We start from the raw sequence: 20,846 nt of genomic DNA, 5'->3' as shown, positions 1-20,846 counted from the left end.
AATGCGGGCGTTTTTTGTTAGGGCTTCAATTCCGGATCACTGATCGTCAAAATACCGCTCATGCCAATCCACCAGCGGCTGTGGCGAGTTGAGCTTCTGGCCGTAAATCACCGAATACGACAGCACGTTCTGCACATACTGACGGGTTTCGTCGAACGGGATGCTTTCCACCCAGACGTCGAAGCTCAGGTGGTCTGCGCCACGCAGCCACTGGCGCACGCGGCCGGGGCCGGCGTTGTAGGCAGCGGAGGCGAGGACGCGGTTGCCGTTGAACTGGGCGTGGACCTGACTCAGGTACGCGGCGCCAAGCTGAATGTTTTTATCCGGGTCCAGCACTTGCTGCGGCGAGGCCAGCGGGATACTGAACTTGCGCGCGGTTTCCTTGGCGGTGGCGGGCATCAGTTGCATCAGGCCGCTGGCGCCGACACCGGAGCGGGCGTCAGCCATGAAGGCGCTTTCCTGGCGAGTGATGGCGAACACCCAGCTTGGATGCAGGCCGCGGATTTTGGCTTCACGGACCATCGGTTCGCGGTAGGCCATCGGGAAGCGGATGTCCAGATCGTCCCAGTACTGTGCCTGGCTGATGGTGCGGATAGCCGGGAAATACCATTTCAGGTCATAGGCCAGTTTTGCCTGGGCGACCATTTCGTCACGGCTGAAGTGTCGGCTGACGTGGTACCACTCGCGGCGACCATCGACGACCTGCCCGCGTGCGTGGAATTCCAGGGCGCGACGAACGCCCGGCGTGTTGCGCACTTTGTTGATCAGCGCCTGGCTCAACACCAGCGGTTTATTGACCAGCGAATACGGGGATTGCGAACGATCAGCGGCGAGGAAACCATAGAAGTCACGCTCGCGAGCGAGGTTTTTATAAAGTGCTTGCACTTCCGTGCTCTGTGGCTGGGCCAGTTCAAGGCTGCGGGCCTGCCAGTAGCGCCAGCGATTGGTGGTCGCCAGGTCCTGGGGCACGCGCCGGGTCAACTGATTGGCATCGTCCCAACGGCCCAGGCGCAACAACAACCGCAGACGCCATTCAGACACCGTGTTGTCGCGCAGTTCCGGGTCGTACTTGATCATCAGGTCCAGTGCCCGGCTGTCGAAACGTCGTGCGAGGGTCAGTCCGATTTCCCGGGCGATCGCCACTTTTTCATCGCGGGAGAAGTGCATGCTGCTGGCATAACCGTCGAGCAGGGCCATGGCCTTGTCCGGGTCTTGTTTGGCCAGGCGGCGCAGGCCGAGGCTGACCACGTCGGACATCGGTTCGTCAGCCGGAGTGAAGCGCGAAGGCTGGTTGAGCAGTTCAGGTTTTTGCGCCACATCAATCAGCAGCCGACCGCGCGGGGCGAGGCTGGTCAGGCCATTAACGAGGCTGTTGGCCAGTGGGTAATTGCGCGCCTGGGCGGCGAGCTTGGTACGTTCCCAACGTTTTTGCTCGGTCAGTTGACCGTCGGCAGCCCATAGTCCGAACAGCGTGTCGCAAGCTTCCGGTTGGGATTTGCCGGTCAGCCACAGTTTGTTGGCGTTGGCATAACCCTCAGCCTTCTGATTGTGGGTGATCTGGTACTGCGCATTCAGGCAGTCCAGTTCGGTGAAGTTGAGTTTGGGGTCGTAATACTTGACGAAAGTCGCCCAGTCGCCACGCTCTGCCAGCCAGCGCAACCAGCGCAATTTCATCCAGTTGGCTTGCGGCAGGTCACCGTGTTCGGCGAGGAATTTCTCGATTTCGGCATTGCTTGCGGTTTTCAGGCGAGCGGTCAACTCGTCATAGGCGAGGTACGGCTCCAGCGGGTAATCACTGAGGGCCTGGCTGTAACGAAAATAAGGACCGGAATCGCCCTTGGCCAAGGCACGCTTGGCTTCATCGTAATACTGACGTTGGGTGGACAGGTCCACTGCCTGGGCAGACTGAAAGGCAGTGGCAGAAAGAAGCAGGCAAGACAAAAGACTGAAAAGGCGACTGCGCATGAGACATCCGGGCAGAGAAATCATGACAAGTGCGGGCAATGCCCGCGCTGAATAATCTGTAGCTTAGCCTTTTGCCAGCAACGGGCGAAAGCTTTGCAGGCCCGCCGGCATAAGTTCGCAACATTTGTTATGCAGAGTGCTTCGAGAGTGAAATTGCCGGCCTTCTGAAGCCTCAAGTCAGGTAGAATGCGCGCCCGGTTTTTGGAGAAGCTCATGACCCTGCTCAAATTCAGCGATGTGTCCCTTGCTTTCGGCGCTATGCCGTTGTTGGACAAGGTGTCCTGGCAGATCGCCCGTGGTGAGCGGGTGTGCATCATCGGCCGCAATGGCACTGGCAAGTCCAGCATGATGAAGCTCGTCAAGGGCGACCAGAAGCCCGATGACGGCTCCGTTTGGCGCGCACCCGGCCTCAAGATTGGCGAATTGCCGCAAGAATTGCCGGTAGCCGACGAGCGGACCGTGTTCGACGTGGTTGCCGAAGGCCTGGACGGTGTGGGCGAGTTGCTCGCGCAATATCACCACCTGAGTCAGAACATCGTCACCGACGCCGATCTGGACAAGCTGATGCACGTCCAGCACGACCTCGAAGCCCGCGATGGCTGGCGTTTGCAGCAATTGGTCGACAGCACATTGAGCCGTCTGCAGTTGCCAGCCGACAAGACCCTCGCCGAATTGTCCGGCGGCTGGCGTCGTCGCGTCCTGTTGGCTCAGGCGCTGGTTTCCGAACCGGACCTGCTGCTGCTCGACGAGCCGACCAACCACCTGGACATTGGTGCAATCGCCTGGCTCGAAGAAGCGCTGAAGGATTTCCAGGGCGCCGTGCTGTTCATCACGCACGACCGTTCATTCCTGCAAAACCTCGCGACCCGCATCCTCGAACTGGATCGCGGTGGCTTGATCGACTGGAACGGCGACTACGCCAGTTTCCTCGTGCACAAAGAAGCCTCGCTGGCGGCTGAAGAAACCGCCAACGCGCTGTTCGACAAAAAGCTGGCCCAGGAAGAAGTCTGGATCCGCCAGGGCATCAAGGCCCGTCGCACCCGTAACGAAGGCCGTGTTCGCGCATTGAAAGCGTTGCGCGTAGAGCGTAGCGAACGTCGTGAGCGCACCGGCAAGGCCAATATCCAGCTGGATACCGCCGACAAGTCCGGCAAGCAGGTGATGGTCCTCGAGAATGTGAGCTTTGCTCACCCGGGCGGCCCGTTCCTGATCAAGGATTTCTCAATGGTCCTGACGCGCGGCGACCGTATCGGTCTGCTCGGCGCCAACGGTACCGGCAAGACCACACTGCTGAAGCTGATGCTCAGCGGTCTGCAGCCAACCAGCGGCAAAGTGGAAGAAGGGACGCGCATCGACGTGGCCTACTTCGACCAATTGCGCCATCAGCTGGACCTCGAAAAGACTGTGATCGACAACGTGGCCGAAGGTCGCGACTTCATCGATATCGATGGTCAGAGCCGTCACGTGCTGAGCTACCTCGGCGACTTCCTGTTCAGCCCGCAGCGTGCCCGCACGCCGGTCAAGGCGCTGTCCGGTGGTGAGCGTGCCCGTCTGTTGCTGGCCAAACTGTTCAGCAAGCCGGCGAACCTGCTGGTCCTCGACGAACCGACCAACGACCTCGACGTTGAAACCCTCGAACTGCTGGAAGAGGTGCTGCTGACCTTCAACGGCACCGTGTTGATGGTTAGTCACGACCGGGCATTCCTCGACAACGTGGTCACCAGTACCCTGGTCTTCGAAGGTGAAGGCAAGGTTCGCGAATACGTCGGTGGTTATCAGGACTGGCTGCGTCAGGGCGGCTCGCCGCGCCTGCTGGGCGTGACCGAGAGCAAGTCCGGCAAAGCCGACCTGACCTCCGCAGTTGTGACAGCTGAAGCTGCGCCCGTCGTTGCGGCTGTTGAAGCGCCAGTGGCAAAGAAGAAGCTCAGCTACAAGTTGCAGCGTGAGCTGGAAATGTTGCCGGGTCAGATCGAAGCCATGGAACAGCAAATTGCTGTGGTTGAAGCGCAAATGGCTGATGCCGGTTTCTATCAGCGACCTGCTACCGAGTCGGCTGCTGTGATTACTCAGTTGGAGCAGTTGCAGGCTGAGCTCGACGTGATGGTCGAGCGTTGGGCCGAACTGGATGCCTGATTGATCCAGTAACAAAAAAGCCCGGCGTTCAGTGATGAACGCCGGGCTTTTCGTATGGAATACGATCTACTGGTCGCTGTAGAGCTCCTGTAGGAGCCGAGCTTGCTCGCGATGAGGCCCTGTCAGTCAATATCTATGGGACTGACAGGCCGCCATCGCGAGCAAGCTCGGCTCCTACAGGTTTAGTGTTATCAGCTTTTGATCAGGCGTACCGCCAGCACGTCGCAAGGAGCACCGTGCAACACGTCGTTGGCGGTCGACCCCAGTAGCAATGCCAGGCCGTGTCGGCCATGGCTGCCCACCACGATCAGGTCGCATTTATTCTCTTTGGCAAAGAGGTGGATCTCCTGGCGTGGCTGGCCATAGGTCAGGTGGCAGTTGGCACTTTCGAGTTCCGTGTATTTGCGTTTCAGTTGCTCGAGACGCTCCTTGGCCTGATCGAACTGCTGTTGTTGCAGTTGTGACAGGTCCATGGGGACGTCGCCGCCGAAGGCCATGGCCATTGGCTCGACAATGTGCACCAGGGACAACGTCGCCCCGTTGCTCACCGACAGCTCGCGAGCGCGGTGGATTACAGGGTCGCACTCTTCGGTTAGATCTACAGCGACCAGAATATGGTTGTAGGGCATGAGGTGCTCCTCCTGAGGATTGAATATTGGTAAGTATGGCTGGTTTCAAGCGCATTGGCTCCAAAGTGACTGAATGCGCTCATCAAGAATCGGGAGTACAGATATGACGGTCTGGATAGTGGTGTCAATCCTGCTGGTGGTGCTTAGCCCGCTGGCATGGTTGCGGCCGTCTCGTGGTCAGAGCGGGCGAATGGCCCTGCGCATGGAGGCGCGACGTATCGGCCTGGCCATGCAGTTGGCGCCCCAAGAGTGGCCGCATTGGCTGAGTCAGGAGCCACCGAGCCCTTGCGCGCAGTACCATCGGCCGCGCCGTGGCAATCAGCCTCTGTGCTGGAGTTACTGGCAAAAATCGCCGGGTGTGTGGGTGAATCAGTGGCAGGAGGTTTGCGAGGATCGAGCGCTACTCAATCATTTCGAAAAGTTGCCAGCCAACGTCTATAAGGTCGAGGCGGACAAGCAGATGATCACCCTGTATTGGGGCGAGAAGGGCGATGCTACGGTGTTGCAAGACATTGACGCAGTGCTGAAAGCGCTGGCGTAAGCCGAGAATATTTCGCGCTGCAATGGCACGAAATGGCGCAGACAGACAATAAAAAGCCCGACATCATCATCGGGCTGGAGTTGGCCAGGCAGGCCGGTAATTCGCTGTAGGGCTGTTCTTACGCCGGGCATTCGCCCAAAACGTTCACATTTTTTCTTCGGGTTCGTGCCAGCGTAGCTTGTTAAACGCGGGCTGCAGCGAATTAGGGCGAATTTTCTAACTATTGATTCTATGAATGATCTCGCATCCATTCGTGTGTTGTAGATCTTCGCAGTACGGAAGTGACCGCAAAGTCGCGTTTCAACCCGTATTTTGGGCGATTGACAATTGTCGGAAATTCCGTGAAGGTGGTGTACCCAAATCAAACGGGCGTATGAATTGAGCGTTTGTATTACAGACCGCTCCTACAGAATCCCGACTATCGCGTTGGCGGGTGTGCCGGGTGGATTGGCGTAGCATTGACGTTTAACGTCCTGCCGAGCCATTCGCCTGCGTCCGACGTGTACTGTTCAGCTTCCATATCGTGGAGATCAGTTGATGATTTACGAAGGTAAAGCCATCACGGTTAAGGCTCTTGAAAGTGGCATCGTCGAATTGAAATTCGACCTCAAGGGTGAGTCCGTCAACAAGTTCAACCGTCTAACCCTGAACGAACTGCGTCAGGCTGTAGACACCATCAAGGCAGATGCTTCGATCAAGGGCGTGATCGTCAGCAGTGGCAAGGACGTGTTCATCGTCGGCGCCGACATCACCGAATTTGTTGAAAACTTCAAGCTGCCTGATGCCGAGCTCGTTGCTGGCAATCTGGAAGCCAACAAGATTTTCAGCGATTTCGAAGACCTCAACGTCCCGACTGTCGCGGCAATCAACGGCATCGCCTTGGGTGGCGGTCTGGAAATGTGCCTGGCAGCGGACTACCGCGTCATGTCCACCAATGCCAAGATTGGTCTGCCGGAAGTCAAACTGGGCATCTACCCAGGCTTCGGCGGTACTGTGCGTCTGCCGCGCCTCATCGGTGCCGACAACGCCATCGAGTGGATTGCCGCCGGCAAGGAAAATCGTCCTGAAGACGCGCTGAAAGTCGGCGCTGTGGACGCAGTGGTTGCTCCTGAAAAGCTGCAAGAAGCAGCTCTGGAACTGATCAAGCGTGCCATTTCCGGCGAATTTGATTACAAGGCCAAGCGTCAGCCGAAGCTGGAAAAGCTGAAGCTGAACGCCATTGAACAAATGATGGCTTTCGAAACCGCCAAAGGTTTCGTGGCCGGCCAGGCTGGCCCGAACTACCCGGCGCCGGTTGAAGCGATCAAGACCATCCAGAAAGCCGCGAACTTCGGTCGCGACAAAGCGCTGGAAGTCGAAGCTGCAGGTTTCGTCAAACTGGCCAAGACCTCTGCTGCGCAGAGCTTGATCGGTCTGTTCCTGAACGATCAGGAACTGAAGAAAAAGGCCAAGGCCTACGACGAAATCGCTAAAGACGTGAAGCAGGCTGCCGTATTGGGCGCCGGCATCATGGGTGGTGGTATCGCCTATCAGTCGGCCTCCAAAGGTACGCCGATCCTGATGAAGGACATCAACGAGCACGGCATCGAGCAAGGCCTGGCTGAAGCCGCCAAGCTGCTGGTCGGTCGCGTTGATAAAGGTCGCATGACCGCGGCAAAAATGGCTGAAGTGCTCAACGGCATCCGTCCGACCCTGTCCTACGGTGATTTCGGTCACGTGGATCTGGTGGTTGAAGCAGTCGTCGAGAACCCTAAGGTCAAGCAAGCCGTTCTGGCAGAAGTGGAAGACAAGGTCAAAGAGGACACCATCCTCGCGTCCAACACCTCGACCATTTCCATCACCTTGCTGGCCAAAGCCCTCAAGCGCCCGGAAAACTTCGTCGGCATGCACTTCTTCAACCCGGTGCACATGATGCCGCTGGTTGAAGTGATTCGTGGCGAGAAGTCCAGCGAGGTGGCCGTTGCCACCACCGTTGCCTACGCCAAGAAAATGGGCAAGAACCCGATCGTCGTCAACGACTGCCCGGGCTTCCTGGTCAACCGCGTACTGTTCCCGTACTTCGGCGGTTTCGCCAAGCTGGTCAGCGCCGGTGTGGACTTCGTCCGTATCGACAAGATCATGGAAAAATTCGGCTGGCCAATGGGCCCGGCATACCTGATGGACGTGGTCGGCATCGACACCGGTCACCACGGTCGTGACGTCATGGCTGAAGGCTTCCCGGACCGCATGAAAGACGACCGCCGTTCGGCTGTCGACGTGCTCTACGAAGCCAAGCGTCTGGGCCAGAAGAATGGCAAGGGCTTCTACGCCTACGAGACCGACAAGCGCGGCAAGCAGAAGAAAGTCGCCGATCCTTCGGTACTGGAAGTGCTCAAGCCGATCGTTTACGAGCAGCGCGAAGTCACCGACGAAGACATCATCAACTGGATGATGATCCCGCTGTGCCTGGAAACCGTGCGTTGCCTGGAAGACGGCATTGTTGAAACCGCTGCCGAAGCCGACATGGGTCTGGTCTACGGTATTGGTTTCCCTCCATTCCGTGGCGGTGCACTGCGCTACATCGATTCGATCGGTGTTGCCGAGTTCGTTGCCCTGGCTGACCAGTACGCTGATTTGGGCGCGCTGTACCACCCGACCGAGAAGCTGCGCGAAATGGCCAAAAACGGCCAGAGCTTCTTCGGTTAAGCGCCCCCAACTAGAGTGAGAGTGAACTTATGAGCTTGAATCCTAGAGACGTCGTGATTGTCGACTTCGGTCGTACTCCGATGGGCCGCTCCAAGGGCGGCATGCACCGTAACACCCGCGCCGAAGACATGTCGGCGCACCTGATCAGCAAATTGCTGGAACGCAACGTCAAGGTCGACCCGAGCGAAGTCGAAGACGTGATCTGGGGCTGTGTAAACCAGACCCTGGAGCAGGGCTGGAACATCGCTCGCATGGCGTCCCTGATGACTCAGATCCCGCACACCGCTGCCGGTCAGACCGTCAGCCGTCTGTGTGGCTCGTCGATGAGCGCACTGCACACTGCAGCGCAAGCGATCATGACCGGCAACGGTGACGTGTTCGTCGTTGGCGGCGTCGAGCACATGGGCCACGTGAGCATGATGCACGGTGTCGATCCGAACCCGCACATGTCCCTGTACGCGGCGAAAGCCTCGGGCATGATGGGCCTGACCGCTGAAATGCTGGGCAAAATGCACGGTATTACTCGCGAACAACAGGACGCGTTCGGCGTGCGCTCCCACCAGCTCGCTCATAAAGCGACGCTGGAGGGCAAGTTCAAAGACGAAATCATCCCGATGCAGGGCTACGATGAGAATGGTTTCCTGAAACTGTTCGACTACGACGAGACCATTCGTCCGGAAACCACCCTGGAAAGCCTGGCGGCTCTTAAGCCAGCGTTTAACCCGAAAGGCGGCACCGTGACAGCCGGTACCTCGTCGCAGATCACCGACGGTGCTTCGTGCATGATCGTGATGTCGGCGCAGCGTGCACAGGACTTGGGCATCCAGCCTATGGCCGTGATTCGTTCGATGGCAGTGGCAGGTGTGGATCCGGCAATCATGGGCTATGGTCCAGTACCGGCTACACAAAAAGCACTGAAGCGCGCGGGCCTTGGTATTAACGATATCGACTTCTTTGAGCTCAACGAAGCTTTCGCTGCACAGGCCCTGCCAGTGCTGAAAGATCTGAAAGTGCTCGACAAGATGAACGAGAAGGTTAACCTGCACGGCGGCGCGATCGCCCTGGGTCACCCGTTCGGTTGCTCCGGTGCACGTATCTCCGGCACGCTGTTGAACGTGATGAAGCAAAATGGCGGCACCTTCGGGGTGGCTACCATGTGCATTGGTCTCGGCCAAGGCATCTCCACCGTCTTCGAACGCGTTTAAGCGTTCCGTTGACGGAAGCCGGGGCCAAGTGCCCCGGTTTTTGTTTTTCTGAATTTATTTTTGTTTTTATTTTGAAAAGATTTGAGTGAGGGCCAAACCATGCCGATACAACCTGGGCTCTATGAACATTACAAAGGTCCGCAGTACCGCGTATTCGCTGTTGCGCGGCATTCGGAAACCGAAGAAGAAGTGGTCTTCTACCAAGCCCTGTATGGCGATTACGGCTTTTGGGTGCGCCCCGTGAGCATGTTCCTGGAGTCGGTCGAAGTTGACGGCGAACAGGTGCCACGCTTTGCTTTGGTGCAAGCCGAACCGAGCGTTTTTCCGAAGCCATAAGGGGAGTGCGTGCAGAACCCTGCGCTTGACCTCACCTTGTAGCCACTATATATAGCGGTGCCGCGTCAGGCGCCAACCGCCTTTCACTTCTAGAATTCAGGAATTTTCTGATCCATGGGCAAATCGCTGGTCATTGTGGAATCCCCGGCTAAGGCCAAGACCATCAACAAGTATCTGGGTAACCAATACGTGGTGAAGTCGAGTATCGGCCATATCCGAGACCTGCCCACCAGCGGTTCGGCTAGCGCCAGCAAAGAGCCAGCCGCCAAGCGCGGCAAGGCCGCCGCGGGTGAAGGTCCGGTGCTCACGCCGAAAGAGAAAGCGCGCAAGCAGCTGGTCTCGCGCATGGGCGTCGATCCCGATCATGGCTGGAAAGCCAAGTACGAGATCCTCCCGGGCAAGGAAAAAGTCATCGAAGAGCTGCGCCGGCTCGCCAAAGATGCTGACACCATCTATCTCGCAACCGACTTGGATCGCGAGGGGGAAGCCATTGCCTGGCACCTGCGCGAAGCCATCGGTGGTGACGACAGCCGCTACAAGCGCGTGGTGTTCAACGAAATCACCAAGAAGGCGATTCAGGAAGCCTTCTCCAAGCCGGGCGAACTGGATATCGACCGTGTAAACGCCCAACAGGCGCGTCGTTTCCTCGACCGCGTTGTGGGTTACATGGTTTCGCCGTTGCTGTGGGCCAAGATCGCCCGTGGCCTGTCCGCCGGTCGTGTGCAGTCGGTGGCGGTAAAACTGGTCGTTGAGCGCGAACGTGAAATTCGTGCGTTCAACCCGGAAGAATACTGGGAAGTCCACGCTGACCTCGGCACCGCCAAGGGCGCGACTGTGCGCTTTGACGTGGCTCGCGAGAAAGGCGAAGCCTTCAAGCCGCTCAACGAAACCCAGGCCATGGCCGCGCTGGAAAAGCTCAAGGCTTCCAGCTACAGCATCGTCAAGCGTGAAGACAAGCCGACCAGCAGCAAGCCGTCGGCCCCGTTCATCACGTCCACGTTGCAACAGGCTGCGAGCAATCGCCTGGGCTTCGGCGTGAAGAAAACCATGATGATGGCCCAGCGTCTGTACGAAGCCGGCTACATCACGTACATGCGTACTGACTCCACCAACCTCTCGGCCGATGCCGTGACGATGGCGCGCACTTATATTGAAGGCGAATTCGGCAAGAAGTACCTGCCGGAAACCCCGAACGTCTACAGCAGCAAGGAAGGCGCACAAGAGGCTCACGAAGCGATTCGTCCCTCCGATGCCAACACCGAGCCGAGCAAGCTGTCGGGCATGGAGCGTGATGCTGAGCGGCTCTACGAGCTGATCTGGCGTCAGTTCCTCGCTTGCCAGATGCTGCCGGCGCAATACCTGTCGACCACCGTCACCGTCGGTGCTGGCGATTTTGAGCTGCGTGCCAAGGGCCGCATCCTCAAGTTCGATGGTTACACCCGCGTCATGCCGCAAATTGCCAAGCCGGGCGACGACGATGTGCTGCCGGACATGGCTCAGGGCGACGCGATGAAGCTGATCAAGCTTGATCCGACCCAGCACTTCACCAAGCCGCCTGCGCGCTACTCGGAAGCGAGCCTGGTTAAAGAAATGGAAAAACGCGGTATCGGTCGTCCTTCGACCTACGCAGCGATCATTTCGACCATCCAGGACCGTGGCTATGTAGCGCTGCACAACCGTCGTTTCTATTCGGAAAAGATGGGCGACATCGTCACTGAGCGTCTGTCCGAGAGTTTCTCCAATCTCATGGACTACGGCTTCACCGCCGGCATGGAAGAGCACCTCGATGACGTAGCCCAGGGTGAGCGCGACTGGAAAAACGTGTTGGACGAGTTCTACGGTGACTTCAAGAAGAAACTCGAAGTCGCCGAAAGCGCAGAAAGCGGCATGCGCTCCAACCAGCCGGTCATGACCGACATTCCGTGCCTGACTTGTGGTCGTCCGATGCAGATTCGTACAGCCTCGACGGGCGTGTTCCTCGGCTGCTCGGGCTACAGCCTGCCACCGAAAGAGCGCTGCAAGGCCACCGTCAATCTGGTGCCGGGTGATGAAATCGCCGCGGACGACGAAGGTGAATCCGAGTCGCTGGTTCTGCGTGGCAAGCACCGCTGCCCGATCTGTAGCACGGCGATGGACGCTTACCTGCTCGACGAGAAGCGCAAGCTGCACATCTGCGGTAACAACCCGGATTGCTCTGGCTACGAAATCGAAGAGGGCACCTATCGCATCAAAGGCTATGAAGGTCCGAGCCTTGAGTGTGACAAGTGCGGCAGCGAGATGCAGCTCAAGACGGGCCGTTTCGGCAAGTTCTTCGGTTGCACCAACGCGACGTGCAAGAACACCCGCAAACTGCTGAAGAGCGGTGACGCAGCGCCGCCGAAAATGGACCCGGTGAAGATGCCTGAGCTGAAATGCGAAAAGGTCAACGACACCTACATCCTGCGCGACGGTGCTTCCGGCCTGTTCCTGGCGGCCAGCCAATTCCCGAAAAACCGCGAGACCCGTGCTCCGCTGGTCATGGAAATTGTTCCGCACAAGGACGAGATCGATCCGAAGTATCACTTCCTCTGCGAAGCACCGAAGAAAGATCCGGACGGTCTCCCTGCGGTGATCCGTTATAGCCGCAAGACCAAAGAGCAGTATGTGCAAACAGAAGTCGACGGTAAGCCGACTGGCTGGAAGGCGTACTACGACGGCGGCAAGTGGAAGGTTGAAGACAAGCGTCCGGCTGCAAAGGCTTAAAAGGATAGTGGGCCGACTCCGTCGGCCAACGGGAGCAAGCTCCCTCGCCACAGACAAAAGGCCGCATGACAACCCTCGGGTTTTCATGCGGCCTTTTTGTTTTGTGCTTGCGGGAGGCCGAGGAGATCCACGACACTGTCTGACCTGCGTGAAGCAATTATTTCGTTGTGGAGGCTGCCGTCATGGCCCACGAACTCTATACCCGTACCAATCAGAAGATTTATTTCGCCGGCCTGTCGCTGGAAGCGCTCGCCAGGGCCGAAGAGGGGCGGGCAATGAACTCTCTGGCGCTGATCCAGGCGGGTCGCGAATCGGCGTTGTTTCACCTGTACGGTGCCCTACTGGGGTTGTGTCATGAAATCGCCGGGTTCTATCGGCTACCGCAGGCCAATGCACCTCGGGCTGAGTTGTTGCTGACTCGTGAAGTGCTCGAAACCATTGCCATTCCTGAAATGGCCGAGATGGTCGAGCTCGCGCAAAACCCTGAAACCTGGCTAGCCAAGTTGTTGGCGGCCCATGCGGCGCTGTTTCAACCTCCTCGCGTCCCGCACAAACCTAAAGGCGACGTGACTCAGCCGCTGATCCTGGCCGTTAACCTGGATGAAGAAGAGGCGCCTAAAGAGTTAGGCCGGGAAGAGCTGGAAAGCTGGCGTCAGAACCTCAAGGGGCTGGCGATCCGGTTTCGCGAAGGGTTAAACGAGTGCTGAAGGATTAAGTGGTAAGACGGATGCCCCGGTGGGGTATCCGCTCAGGGATGAGTGCAAAAAGTTATTTCCTCGCCATGACATCTGGTCAAGTTGCCGAGCGAAGCCTGACCGATGCCTATATAATCCCCGCCTTTCGTGGAGAACAAACCTTTATGCCAACGTCCTTTCTAGAAATTGTCGAGTTACCAGACGGCCGTATCGAGCTGCGCAGGGCCGAGGACGAGGGTTCTCTGGTTACTTTGGATTTCTCCGAGGATGCCAAAGCGTTCCTGCAAGGTCAGTACGTGGAAGTCGCCAAGGCGATGTTAAGCGTCGGCGTTCAGATGGCAGGACGCCTGGTTGAAGGCGAATTTGATAAAGATCAGGGTTCTCGCGTCCTTCACTGATCCCGCTCGTCGGATTACGGGAATCGCTACAAGTCGGCTTCTCTATCCTTGGAGAAGCCCCGCGCAGTTCAATGCGCGCATTGTTACTCAGTTAACCCAATCGAATATTCAAGCTCTGTGCGTCCCCGGTTCGGGCGGCGCTGATCAGCTGTTGCCGTGAAGTTGTGTTCAATGGGTTCAGCCAGCTGACCACCGTGTGGCTGCGGCCCAGGCGCAAGGCTTCGCAAGTCAACTGTTGGGCGCTCTGAGTGCCGCGAGGTTGCAGCAGCAAAATGCGTTCGCGGTTAAGACCGGCGTCCCGCAGCCAGGCCTGGGTCAGGCTTGCTGGCGGGGCAATCAATGTTAGCCAGCGTGCGTCCTGGTCCTGACTCAGTTCCCTGAGAATCGGTGCCAGAAGGTTCAGGCAGTTCCCGGCGGCACCACGTAGCGACAGCTCACTGAAGACTTCGGGTTCGGCGCTCCACGGCGACTCGACCACTTCTTTCATAATCGGCGCTAATGGCTGCGCCATGAACGCCTCGAACAGTGGCAGTTGGGCTTGTTGTGGTGTGTGTGGGAACTGCATAAAGCCTCCTTTAGCGGCGAATCACGCCGACGCTCAAGCCTTCGATCACCAGTTCCTGATCTTTCAGGTTCACTTCGATAGGGGCAAATTCAGGGTTTTCGGCAAGCAACCAGACCTTGCTGCCATCACGCTTGAAGCGCTTGACCGTCACTTCGTCGCCGATTCGCGCAACCACAATCTGGCCGTTACGGGCTTCGCGCGTGGTGTGCACGGCCAGAAGGTCTCCGTCGAAAATACCGACGTCCTTCATGCTCATGCCATGAACACGCAGTAAATAGTCGGCTCGCGGATGGAAGAAAGCAGGGTTGATGTTGCAGGACTCTTCGATGTGCTGCTGGGCCAGAATGGGAGCGCCGGCGGCCACTCGACCAATGATCGGCAGGGTGGACTCGTCGTTCTTGGCTTCGAAACCTGGAATGCGAATGCCGCGGGAAGCGCCCGGGGTCATCTCGATGGCGCCTTTGCGGGCCAGCGCCTTCAGGTGTTCTTCTGCCGCGTTGGGCGACTTGAAACCCAGTTCCTGAGCGATTTCCGCGCGGGTCGGCGGGTAGCCGTTGTCTTCGAGGCAGCGTTTGATGAAGGCCAGAATCTCTGCTTGGCGTGGCGTCAGCTTTAGCATTTTGATCGCTCTGTCTTTTTATACAGTGACTGGGATTATATACAGTGAAAGCATCTTGGCAATGCCCCTTTTTTTGCAGGCCGCCGGACGGTCGATCTGTCCGCCGCTTGAAGCTTTGCCGTTGTGTGGTTAAATAGCTGACCGAGCATTCCCAAAACGAACGGCCAAGCTTGACAATACACAGGCTGAAACGTATGTTTCAAACAAGTGTTTGTCAGGCGGAGTAGCCATGGCCCAGTCGGAAACCGTTGAACGCATTCTCGATGCTGCCGAGCAGTTGTTCGCGGAAAAAGGTTTCGCTGAAACCTCGTTGCGTCTGATCACCAGCAAGGCCGGTGTGAATCTGGCGGCGGTGAACTATCACTTCGGCTCCAAGAAGGCATTGATTCAAGCCGTCTTTTCGCGCTTTCTCGGGCCGTTCTGCATTAGCCTCGATAAAGAGCTGGAGCGGCGTCAGGCCAAGCCTGAAAACAAGCCGACCCTTGAAGAGCTGCTGGAAATCCTCGTCGAGCAAGCCCTTGTCGTGCAGCCGCGTAGCGGTAACGACCTTTCCATCTTTATGCGTCTGCTGGGTCTGGCGTTCAGTCAGAGCCAGGGCCACTTGCGTCGTTATCTGGAAGACATGTACGGCAAAGTGTTCCGCCGGTACATGATGCTGGTCAACGAAGCCGCGCCACGTATCCCTCCGATCGAGTTGTTCTGGCGCGTGCACTTCATGCTGGGTGCTGCGGCGTTCAGCATGTCGGGGATCAAGGCCCTGCGCGCGATTGCCGAGACCGATTTCGGCGTCAACACCTCCATTGAGCAGGTGATGCGATTGATGGTGCCGTTCCTGGCCGCGGGCATGCGTGCTGAAACCGGCGTGACCGACACGACCATGGCCGCCGCACAGCTGCGTCCACGTAGCAAGTCCGCCTCGGCTGCCGCCAAGGTTTAACCGCGCACGGGTGGGCGCGGCAGCTGACATCCGCTAAGCTAGCCGCCCATGCCGACTCTCGTTCTGAACCCGTCCCCCATTTGTATCGCCGACCTGCCGGGCATTGCCCAAGGTGGTGCATGTGCGCGGGCCGGGTTTCTCGTTCTCAAGGAATCTCTATGACTGCTGGCCTGCAAGGCTCGTTGATGGTGGACGTCGCCGGTACCTGGCTGACGGCTGAAGATCGCCAATTGTTGCGTCAGCCTGAAGTGGGCGGCTTGATCATTTTTGCCCGCAACATCGAAAACCCGCGTCAGGTGCGCGAGTTGAGCGCCGCGATTCGCGCCATTCGTCCTGATCTGTTGCTTGCGGTGGACCAGGAAGGCGGCCGCGTTCAGCGTTTGCGCCAAGGCTTCGTGCGACTGCCAGCCATGCGCGCCATCGCTGACAATCCGAATGCCGAATACCTGGCTGAGCAGTGTGGCTGGATCATGGCCACCGAAGTGCTGGCCGTCGGCCTCGACCTCAGTTTCGCTCCGGTGCTGGATCTGGATTACCAGCGCAGCGCTGTTGTCGGGACCCGTTCGTTCGAGGGTGATCCAGAGCGCGCAGCGCTGCTGGCCGGTGCATTCATCCGTGGCATGAACAGTGCCGGTATGGCCGCCACTGGCAAACATTTCCCCGGTCATGGATGGGCTGAGGCGGATTCCCACGTCGCCATCCCGAATGACGAGCGCAGCCTCGACGAGATCCGCGCCAATGACCTGGTGCCGTTCGCCAAACTGAGCAAACAACTGGCCGCCGTCATGCCGGCCCACGTTATTTACCCGCAAGTCGACGCCCAGCCTGCCGGCTTCTCCCGCCGCTGGTTGCAGGACATCCTTCGCGGCGAGCTGCAATTCGATGGCGTGATCTTCAGCGATGACCTGTCGATGGCCGGTGCCCACGTGGTCGGCGATGCCGCCAGCCGTATCGAAGCCGCACTGACCGCCGGCTGTGACATGGGCCTGGTGTGCAACGACCGCGCTGCTGCGGAACTGGCGCTGAGCGCCGCCCAGCGCCTGAAGGTCAAGCCGTCCGAGCGTATTGCGCGGATGCGCGGCCAGTCATACGCCAATATCGAATACCGTCAAAACCCACGCTGGCTGGCAGCTGTCGGCGCGCTCAAAGAGGCTCAACTGATCGAATAAGGGTGTGGTGTTATGACGGTTTACGCGATTATCGGTGGCACCGGCCTGACTCAACTCGAAGGCCTGAGCATTCGTCAGTCACTGGTTGTGGACACGCCTTACGGCGCACCCTCGGCTGAAGTGCGGATCGGTGAATACGCCGGCAAGGAAGTGCTGTTCCTCGCGCGTCACGGTCATCCGCACCGTTTTCCGCCGCATCAGGTGAACTACCGCGCCAACCTCTGGGCATTGAAGCAGGCCGGCGCGGAAGCGATCCTCGCGGTCAACGCCGTGGGTGGAATTCATACGGCGATGGGCACCGGGCATTTCTGCGTGCCACATCAACTGATCGATTACACCAGCGGTCGCGAACACACCTATTTCGTCGATGACCTGGAACACGTCACCCATATCGACTTCAGCTATCCCTACAGTGAGCCGCTACGTCAGCAGCTGATCGCGGCGCTGGCGGCTGAAGGCGTGGGTTACAGCAGTCATGGCGTGTACGCCTGCACCCAGGGCCCTCGGCTGGAAACCGTCGCTGAAATCGCGCGCCTTGAGCGTGACGGCTGCGACATCGTGGGCATGACCGGCATGCCGGAAGCGGCACTGGCGCGTGAACTGGCACTGGACTATGCGTGTCTGGCGCTGGTAGTGAACCCGGCGGCGGGCAAGTCGACGGCGGTGATTACCATGGCCGAGATAGAGCAGGCGTTGCAGGACGGGATGGGGAAGGTGAAGTCGACGTTGGTGCGGGTGCTAAAAGACTAAGTTGTACACAACCATAATTGATTCATTTTAATAAGCATCGAGTGTATGTCGGCAATCATCGAGAAACTTCAACAGCTGCCATGGGCGGATGAGTTCAGTCATCGTGCCCTCGACAAGGCGCGTAGATACGCCCATGAGCATCGGGTGAAAATCCTCGAGCTAGATGATGTGTTGGTTCGGGCGACCTGTAGGGGCTCTGAAGGTAACGTCTACGAACAGCACATCGAACTGATTGAAGATGCCAATGGCGATTTTGAGCTGGACTGCTCTTGCTCATGCCCCGTAGTGATTGATTGCAAACATTGCGCAACCGTTATTTATCACTTACAGGACCTTCCGGTCGCGGCGCCTGACAGTTCTGACCCTGTTCACCTGAACCGTGAACTGGAGCGCTGGCTTGACGGAATTCCTTCTGCAAGCAATGCCGCCGATGAGCCGGCGCAGGTAACGAGTACGCGCCTGTTTTACAAACTCCGGGCAACGCCCACTGCCGGGAAATGGACGCTGGAAATTTTCAAGGCCCGTCAGCTCAAGGACAGCCGCCTGCAAGACATCAAATCGGTGTACTCGCTGTCGGATACGCTTATTCGGCAACCCGGTTACTTGACTGAACTGGATCTGCGCATCGCCAGGCTGTTGGTCGCCGTTCACTCCCATCATGCCTATTACGCCGGCTATCCCTTGGAAGGCAGCAGTGGCGCTGAACTGATTGAAATGCTGTTGCGAACTTCGCGCCTTTTCCTCGATCTCGAACAGCCACAACCTTTAACGCCAGGAATGAGAAGAACCGGCCAATTTATCTGGGCCGAACAGGCCAACGGCAGTTTTCGCCCGCAATGGGGTAGCGACGAAGCCTCGGTGGAAACGATCCTGGCGCTGGAACCCTTGTACTATCTGGATCGCGAGCGTCTGCAAATTGGACCTCTATTCAGTGAACTCGACGAAAAGCTGGCTTGCCACTTGTCCTTGGCTCCCGATATTCCGGCGCGGCAGGCGATGCAGTTCAGCCATCGGATGAGCGCCGCGACGCGGGTAGCTCCGGCACCCCATGCGCTGACAGAGCGGATCATCGACGGCATTTTTCCTGAGGCTCACCTGACCCTTGCCAGCGGCAAGCGCTACATCCGCTGGCAGCACGAGCCAGAGCACCGTGCGGCATTGGTGTTTACCTATAACGGCCATCCGACGTCGGACCGGAACCCGGAAGTGTTGATCCTTTCCGGGACGGAAACCCAGCGTATCCAGCGCAACCCCGTCGCCGAAAAAGCCTTGCGCCAGGCCCTGCAAAAACACGGTTTTAGAAAGGCTACACGTAAAAGCAGCCTGGACCGTCCAGGCGAAATGTTCACCCTGCCGGATGATACCGCCTGGCTTGCCTTTGCGCAGGACGGGGTCCCGGCACTGCGGGCGAAAAACTGGCTGATCGATATCAGCGATAACTTTCACTTCAACTTGCAGTCAGTGGAAGAGTGGTATGCCGAGGTCGAGGAAGAGTCGGGGCTCCAGTGGTTCGATCTGCAATTGGGGATCGTCGTCAATGGCGAGCGTCACAGCCTGCTGCCGATACTGCTGCATTTGCTGCGTAGCCAGCCACAGTTGATGGACCCCGAAAGCCTGGCTCAACGTAACGATGATGAACAACTGCTGATCGAACTTGGCGCCGGGAATTCAGGTGGCAAGCCCCGAAGCAAAGTGGCGCTGTCCTATGGCCGGATCAAGCCGCTGATGGCCACCCTTGGCGAGTTGTACCTGGGATCGCATCAGGGCGATTCGTTGCGCTTGAGTGCTCCGGATGCCGCGCGCCTGAGTTTGCTGGAAGGCGTTCCGCTGGTCTGGCAAGGCGGCGAGCGACTGCGCAGTTTTGCGCAACGATTGCGAGAGTCGACCCATGTTCAAGTCTCGGCGCCTGTGGGTCTCAAGGCAACACTGCGACCGTATCAGCTTGAAGGCCTGAACTGGATGCAAACCCTTCGCGAGTTAGAGGTCGGCGGCATCCTGGGCGACGACATGGGGCTGGGGAAAACCCTGCAAACCCTGGCGCATTTGCTGACGGAAAAGCAGGCCGGGCGCCTTGATCTTCCGGCGCTGGCCGTAATGCCAACCAGCCTGATTCCGAACTGGCTCGACGAAGCGGCGCGCTTTACCCCGCAATTGAAAGTTCTGGCGCTGCATGGCTCCGCCCGGCAAAAAGATTTTGCCAGTCTTGCTGAATACGATTTGGTGTTGACCACCTACGCGCTGCTGCCTCGGGATCTAGAGGTTTTGCAGCCACAAGTCTGGAGTGTGCTGATTCTCGATGAGGCGCAGAACATCAAGAACCCGGTCAGTAAAGCTGCTCAGGCAGCCCGCGACCTACAGGCCCGTCAGCGACTGTGTTTGTCTGGCACACCGCTGGAAAACCACCTCGGCGAACTGTGGTCCCAGTTTCACTTTTTACTGCCGGGTTGGCTTGGCGACAGCAAAACCTTCAATCGTGACTACCGCACGCCGATCGAGAAGCACGCAAATAGTGAGCGGATGCAACATCTTACGGCCCGGATAAAACCCTTTCTGCTTCGTCGCAAGAAAGACCAGGTAGCAACCGAATTACCGCCAAAAACCGAGATTGTGCATTGGGTTGATCTCAGCGATGGGCAACGGGATGTGTATGAAACCGTTCGCGTCGCGATGGACAAGAAGGTGCGTGACGAAATAGCCCTCAATGGCGTTGGGCGCAGTCAAATCATCATCCTTGACGCGTTACTCAAGCTGCGTCAGGTGTGCTGCGATCTGCGGCTGGTCAAATCGACGATCACTGCAAAGTCGCTTCGTTCTGGCAGTGGGAAACTGGTCAGCTTGATGGAGATGCTGGAAGAGTTGCTCAGTGAAGGCCGCAAGATTTTACTGTTTTCGCAATTTACTTCGATGCTCGCCTTGATTGAGGCGGAGTTGCAGCAGCGTGGTCTCGGTTACTCGTTGTTGACCGGTGATACGACGGATCGGCGCACGCCGGTCAAAGACTTCCAGAGCGGTAAAGTGCCGCTGTTTCTGATCAGTCTGAAAGCCGGCGGTACAGGTCTGAACCTGACGGCGGCGGACACGGTGATCCATTTCGATCCATGGTGGAACCCGGCGGTGGAAAATCAGGCGACCGATCGTGCCTACAGGATTGGGCAAAACAAACCGGTGTTTGTTTACAAGCTGATTGCTCGGGGCACAGTGGAGGAGAAAATTCAGGCTTTGCAGCAGGAAAAGGCCGCTTTGGCGGGTGCTGTGCTTGAAGGCGGGATGACCGGAGGATGGAAGCTTGAGCAGACTGAGATTGAGGCGCTGTTTGCACCGCTGCCCAACTCCAAGTCCTGACAGCGGGTTTCTTTAGTGATGGCCCCTTTGCGAGCAGGCTCGCTCCCATAGTAGGTCTATGGCGTTCCCATCATGGTGGGCAAACACAGATCCAAATGTGGGAGCGAGCCTGCTCGCGATGGCAATGTATCTGGC

Annotated in this window: 16 protein-coding genes; 12 read left to right on the top strand and 4 right to left on the bottom strand. The window is 58.0% G+C overall.

What is annotated here, in order from left to right; all coding sequences use genetic code 11:
• Positions 1-36: 36 nt before the first annotated feature.
• Positions 37-1,965 carry a transglycosylase SLT domain-containing protein gene (locus tag ACWGZX_RS04365; RefSeq protein ID WP_452627427.1) on the bottom strand — a complete coding sequence of 643 codons (1,929 nt, stop codon included), beginning with the start codon at positions 1,963-1,965 and terminating at the stop codon, positions 37-39.
• 213 nt (positions 1,966-2,178) lie between these two features.
• Between ACWGZX_RS04365 and ACWGZX_RS04360 the strand changes: the two genes are divergently transcribed.
• Positions 2,179-4,098: an ATP-binding cassette domain-containing protein gene (locus tag ACWGZX_RS04360; protein WP_452627426.1), complete on the top strand. Its 1,920-nt coding sequence runs from the start codon at positions 2,179-2,181 to the stop codon at positions 4,096-4,098.
• A 191-nt stretch (positions 4,099-4,289) separates the two neighbouring features.
• Here ACWGZX_RS04360 and ACWGZX_RS04355 read toward each other — a convergent pair whose 3' ends face one another.
• Positions 4,290-4,727 (bottom strand): universal stress protein, encoded by a 438-nt coding sequence (locus tag ACWGZX_RS04355; RefSeq protein WP_452627425.1) that lies wholly within the window; start codon positions 4,725-4,727, stop codon positions 4,290-4,292.
• Between the two features lie 103 nt (positions 4,728-4,830).
• Here ACWGZX_RS04355 and ACWGZX_RS04350 point away from each other — a divergent pair, with 103 nt between their 5' ends.
• The 7 genes from ACWGZX_RS04350 (at position 4,831) to ACWGZX_RS04320 (ending at position 13,329) form a co-directional block, all read left to right on the top strand.
• Positions 4,831-5,268 carry a hypothetical protein gene (locus tag ACWGZX_RS04350; protein WP_452627424.1) on the top strand — a complete coding sequence of 146 codons (438 nt, stop codon included), beginning with the start codon at positions 4,831-4,833 and terminating at the stop codon, positions 5,266-5,268.
• A 537-nt stretch (positions 5,269-5,805) separates the two neighbouring features.
• Positions 5,806-7,953 carry a fatty acid oxidation complex subunit alpha FadB gene (gene fadB / locus ACWGZX_RS04345; protein WP_452627423.1) on the top strand — a complete coding sequence of 716 codons (2,148 nt, stop codon included), beginning with the start codon at positions 5,806-5,808 and terminating at the stop codon, positions 7,951-7,953.
• Between the two features lie 29 nt (positions 7,954-7,982).
• Positions 7,983-9,158, top strand: a complete 1,176-nt coding sequence (fadA, locus tag ACWGZX_RS04340) for an acetyl-CoA C-acyltransferase FadA (protein ID WP_008007076.1) — start codon at positions 7,983-7,985, stop codon at positions 9,156-9,158.
• A gap of 99 nt (positions 9,159-9,257) precedes the next feature.
• On the top strand, positions 9,258-9,494 hold the full coding sequence (locus ACWGZX_RS04335; protein WP_452627422.1) for a DUF1653 domain-containing protein: 237 nt from the start codon (positions 9,258-9,260) through the stop codon (positions 9,492-9,494).
• A 114-nt stretch (positions 9,495-9,608) separates the two neighbouring features.
• The gene (gene topA / locus ACWGZX_RS04330) at positions 9,609-12,236 is read left to right on the top strand and encodes a type I DNA topoisomerase (protein ID WP_452627421.1); all 2,628 of its coding nucleotides are present in this window, start codon (positions 9,609-9,611) and stop codon (positions 12,234-12,236) included.
• A gap of 182 nt (positions 12,237-12,418) precedes the next feature.
• A complete protein-coding gene (locus ACWGZX_RS04325; protein WP_452627420.1) occupies positions 12,419-12,943 on the top strand; it encodes a DUF6586 family protein in 525 nt (174 codons plus the stop codon).
• A gap of 152 nt (positions 12,944-13,095) precedes the next feature.
• On the top strand, positions 13,096-13,329 hold the full coding sequence (locus tag ACWGZX_RS04320; RefSeq protein WP_007944145.1) for a hypothetical protein: 234 nt from the start codon (positions 13,096-13,098) through the stop codon (positions 13,327-13,329).
• A 91-nt stretch (positions 13,330-13,420) separates the two neighbouring features.
• On the opposite strand, the gene sulA is transcribed toward ACWGZX_RS04320, so the two are convergent.
• Together sulA and lexA are read right to left on the bottom strand one after the other, a co-directional pair.
• Positions 13,421-13,894 (bottom strand): SOS-induced cell division inhibitor SulA, encoded by a 474-nt coding sequence (gene sulA, locus ACWGZX_RS04315; protein WP_452627419.1) that lies wholly within the window; start codon positions 13,892-13,894, stop codon positions 13,421-13,423.
• Positions 13,895-13,904: 10 nt separating this feature from the next.
• Entirely contained in the window at positions 13,905-14,513 is a 609-nt protein-coding gene (gene lexA / locus ACWGZX_RS04310; protein WP_223511674.1) for a transcriptional repressor LexA, read from the bottom strand.
• Positions 14,514-14,742: 229 nt separating this feature from the next.
• Here lexA and ACWGZX_RS04305 point away from each other — a divergent pair, with 229 nt between their 5' ends.
• The 4 genes from ACWGZX_RS04305 (at position 14,743) to ACWGZX_RS04290 (ending at position 20,711) form a co-directional block, all read left to right on the top strand.
• Complete coding sequence (locus tag ACWGZX_RS04305; RefSeq protein WP_223511672.1) at positions 14,743-15,450, top strand: TetR/AcrR family transcriptional regulator; 708 nt, start codon at positions 14,743-14,745, stop codon at positions 15,448-15,450.
• 158 nt (positions 15,451-15,608) lie between these two features.
• On the top strand, positions 15,609-16,619 hold the full coding sequence (nagZ, locus tag ACWGZX_RS04300; protein ID WP_223511670.1) for a beta-N-acetylhexosaminidase: 1,011 nt from the start codon (positions 15,609-15,611) through the stop codon (positions 16,617-16,619).
• Positions 16,620-16,631: 12 nt separating this feature from the next.
• Positions 16,632-17,369: an S-methyl-5'-thioinosine phosphorylase gene (locus ACWGZX_RS04295; RefSeq protein WP_452627418.1), complete on the top strand. Its 738-nt coding sequence runs from the start codon at positions 16,632-16,634 to the stop codon at positions 17,367-17,369.
• Between the two features lie 45 nt (positions 17,370-17,414).
• Positions 17,415-20,711: a DEAD/DEAH box helicase gene (locus ACWGZX_RS04290; protein ID WP_452627417.1), complete on the top strand. Its 3,297-nt coding sequence runs from the start codon at positions 17,415-17,417 to the stop codon at positions 20,709-20,711.
• Positions 20,712-20,846: the final 135 nt, after the last annotated feature.

The sequence above is a fragment of the Pseudomonas sp. CLCA07 genome (assembly GCF_053615335.1).
Note: the sequence above shows the minus strand (reverse complement) of the source record. Positions and strands in the feature narration are given on the sequence as shown.

What these genes read in the sequence shown, in the direction of transcription:
- ACWGZX_RS04365 (WP_452627427.1), bottom strand. Translation starts at nt 1,965, where the DNA reads ATGCGCAGTCGCCTTTTCAGTCTTTTGTCTTGCCTGCTTCTTTCTGCC.
- ACWGZX_RS04360 (WP_452627426.1), top strand. Translation starts at nt 2,179, where the DNA reads ATGACCCTGCTCAAATTCAGCGATGTGTCCCTTGCTTTCGGCGCTATG.
- ACWGZX_RS04355 (WP_452627425.1), bottom strand. Translation starts at nt 4,727, where the DNA reads ATGCCCTACAACCATATTCTGGTCGCTGTAGATCTAACCGAAGAGTGC.
- ACWGZX_RS04350 (WP_452627424.1), top strand. Translation starts at nt 4,831, where the DNA reads ATGACGGTCTGGATAGTGGTGTCAATCCTGCTGGTGGTGCTTAGCCCG.
- fadB (WP_452627423.1), top strand. Translation starts at nt 5,806, where the DNA reads ATGATTTACGAAGGTAAAGCCATCACGGTTAAGGCTCTTGAAAGTGGC.
- fadA (WP_008007076.1), top strand. Translation starts at nt 7,983, where the DNA reads ATGAGCTTGAATCCTAGAGACGTCGTGATTGTCGACTTCGGTCGTACT.
- ACWGZX_RS04335 (WP_452627422.1), top strand. Translation starts at nt 9,258, where the DNA reads ATGCCGATACAACCTGGGCTCTATGAACATTACAAAGGTCCGCAGTAC.
- topA (WP_452627421.1), top strand. Translation starts at nt 9,609, where the DNA reads ATGGGCAAATCGCTGGTCATTGTGGAATCCCCGGCTAAGGCCAAGACC.
- ACWGZX_RS04325 (WP_452627420.1), top strand. Translation starts at nt 12,419, where the DNA reads ATGGCCCACGAACTCTATACCCGTACCAATCAGAAGATTTATTTCGCC.
- ACWGZX_RS04320 (WP_007944145.1), top strand. Translation starts at nt 13,096, where the DNA reads ATGCCAACGTCCTTTCTAGAAATTGTCGAGTTACCAGACGGCCGTATC.
- sulA (WP_452627419.1), bottom strand. Translation starts at nt 13,894, where the DNA reads ATGCAGTTCCCACACACACCACAACAAGCCCAACTGCCACTGTTCGAG.
- lexA (WP_223511674.1), bottom strand. Translation starts at nt 14,513, where the DNA reads ATGCTAAAGCTGACGCCACGCCAAGCAGAGATTCTGGCCTTCATCAAA.
- ACWGZX_RS04305 (WP_223511672.1), top strand. Translation starts at nt 14,743, where the DNA reads ATGGCCCAGTCGGAAACCGTTGAACGCATTCTCGATGCTGCCGAGCAG.
- nagZ (WP_223511670.1), top strand. Translation starts at nt 15,609, where the DNA reads ATGACTGCTGGCCTGCAAGGCTCGTTGATGGTGGACGTCGCCGGTACC.
- ACWGZX_RS04295 (WP_452627418.1), top strand. Translation starts at nt 16,632, where the DNA reads ATGACGGTTTACGCGATTATCGGTGGCACCGGCCTGACTCAACTCGAA.
- ACWGZX_RS04290 (WP_452627417.1), top strand. Translation starts at nt 17,415, where the DNA reads ATGTCGGCAATCATCGAGAAACTTCAACAGCTGCCATGGGCGGATGAG.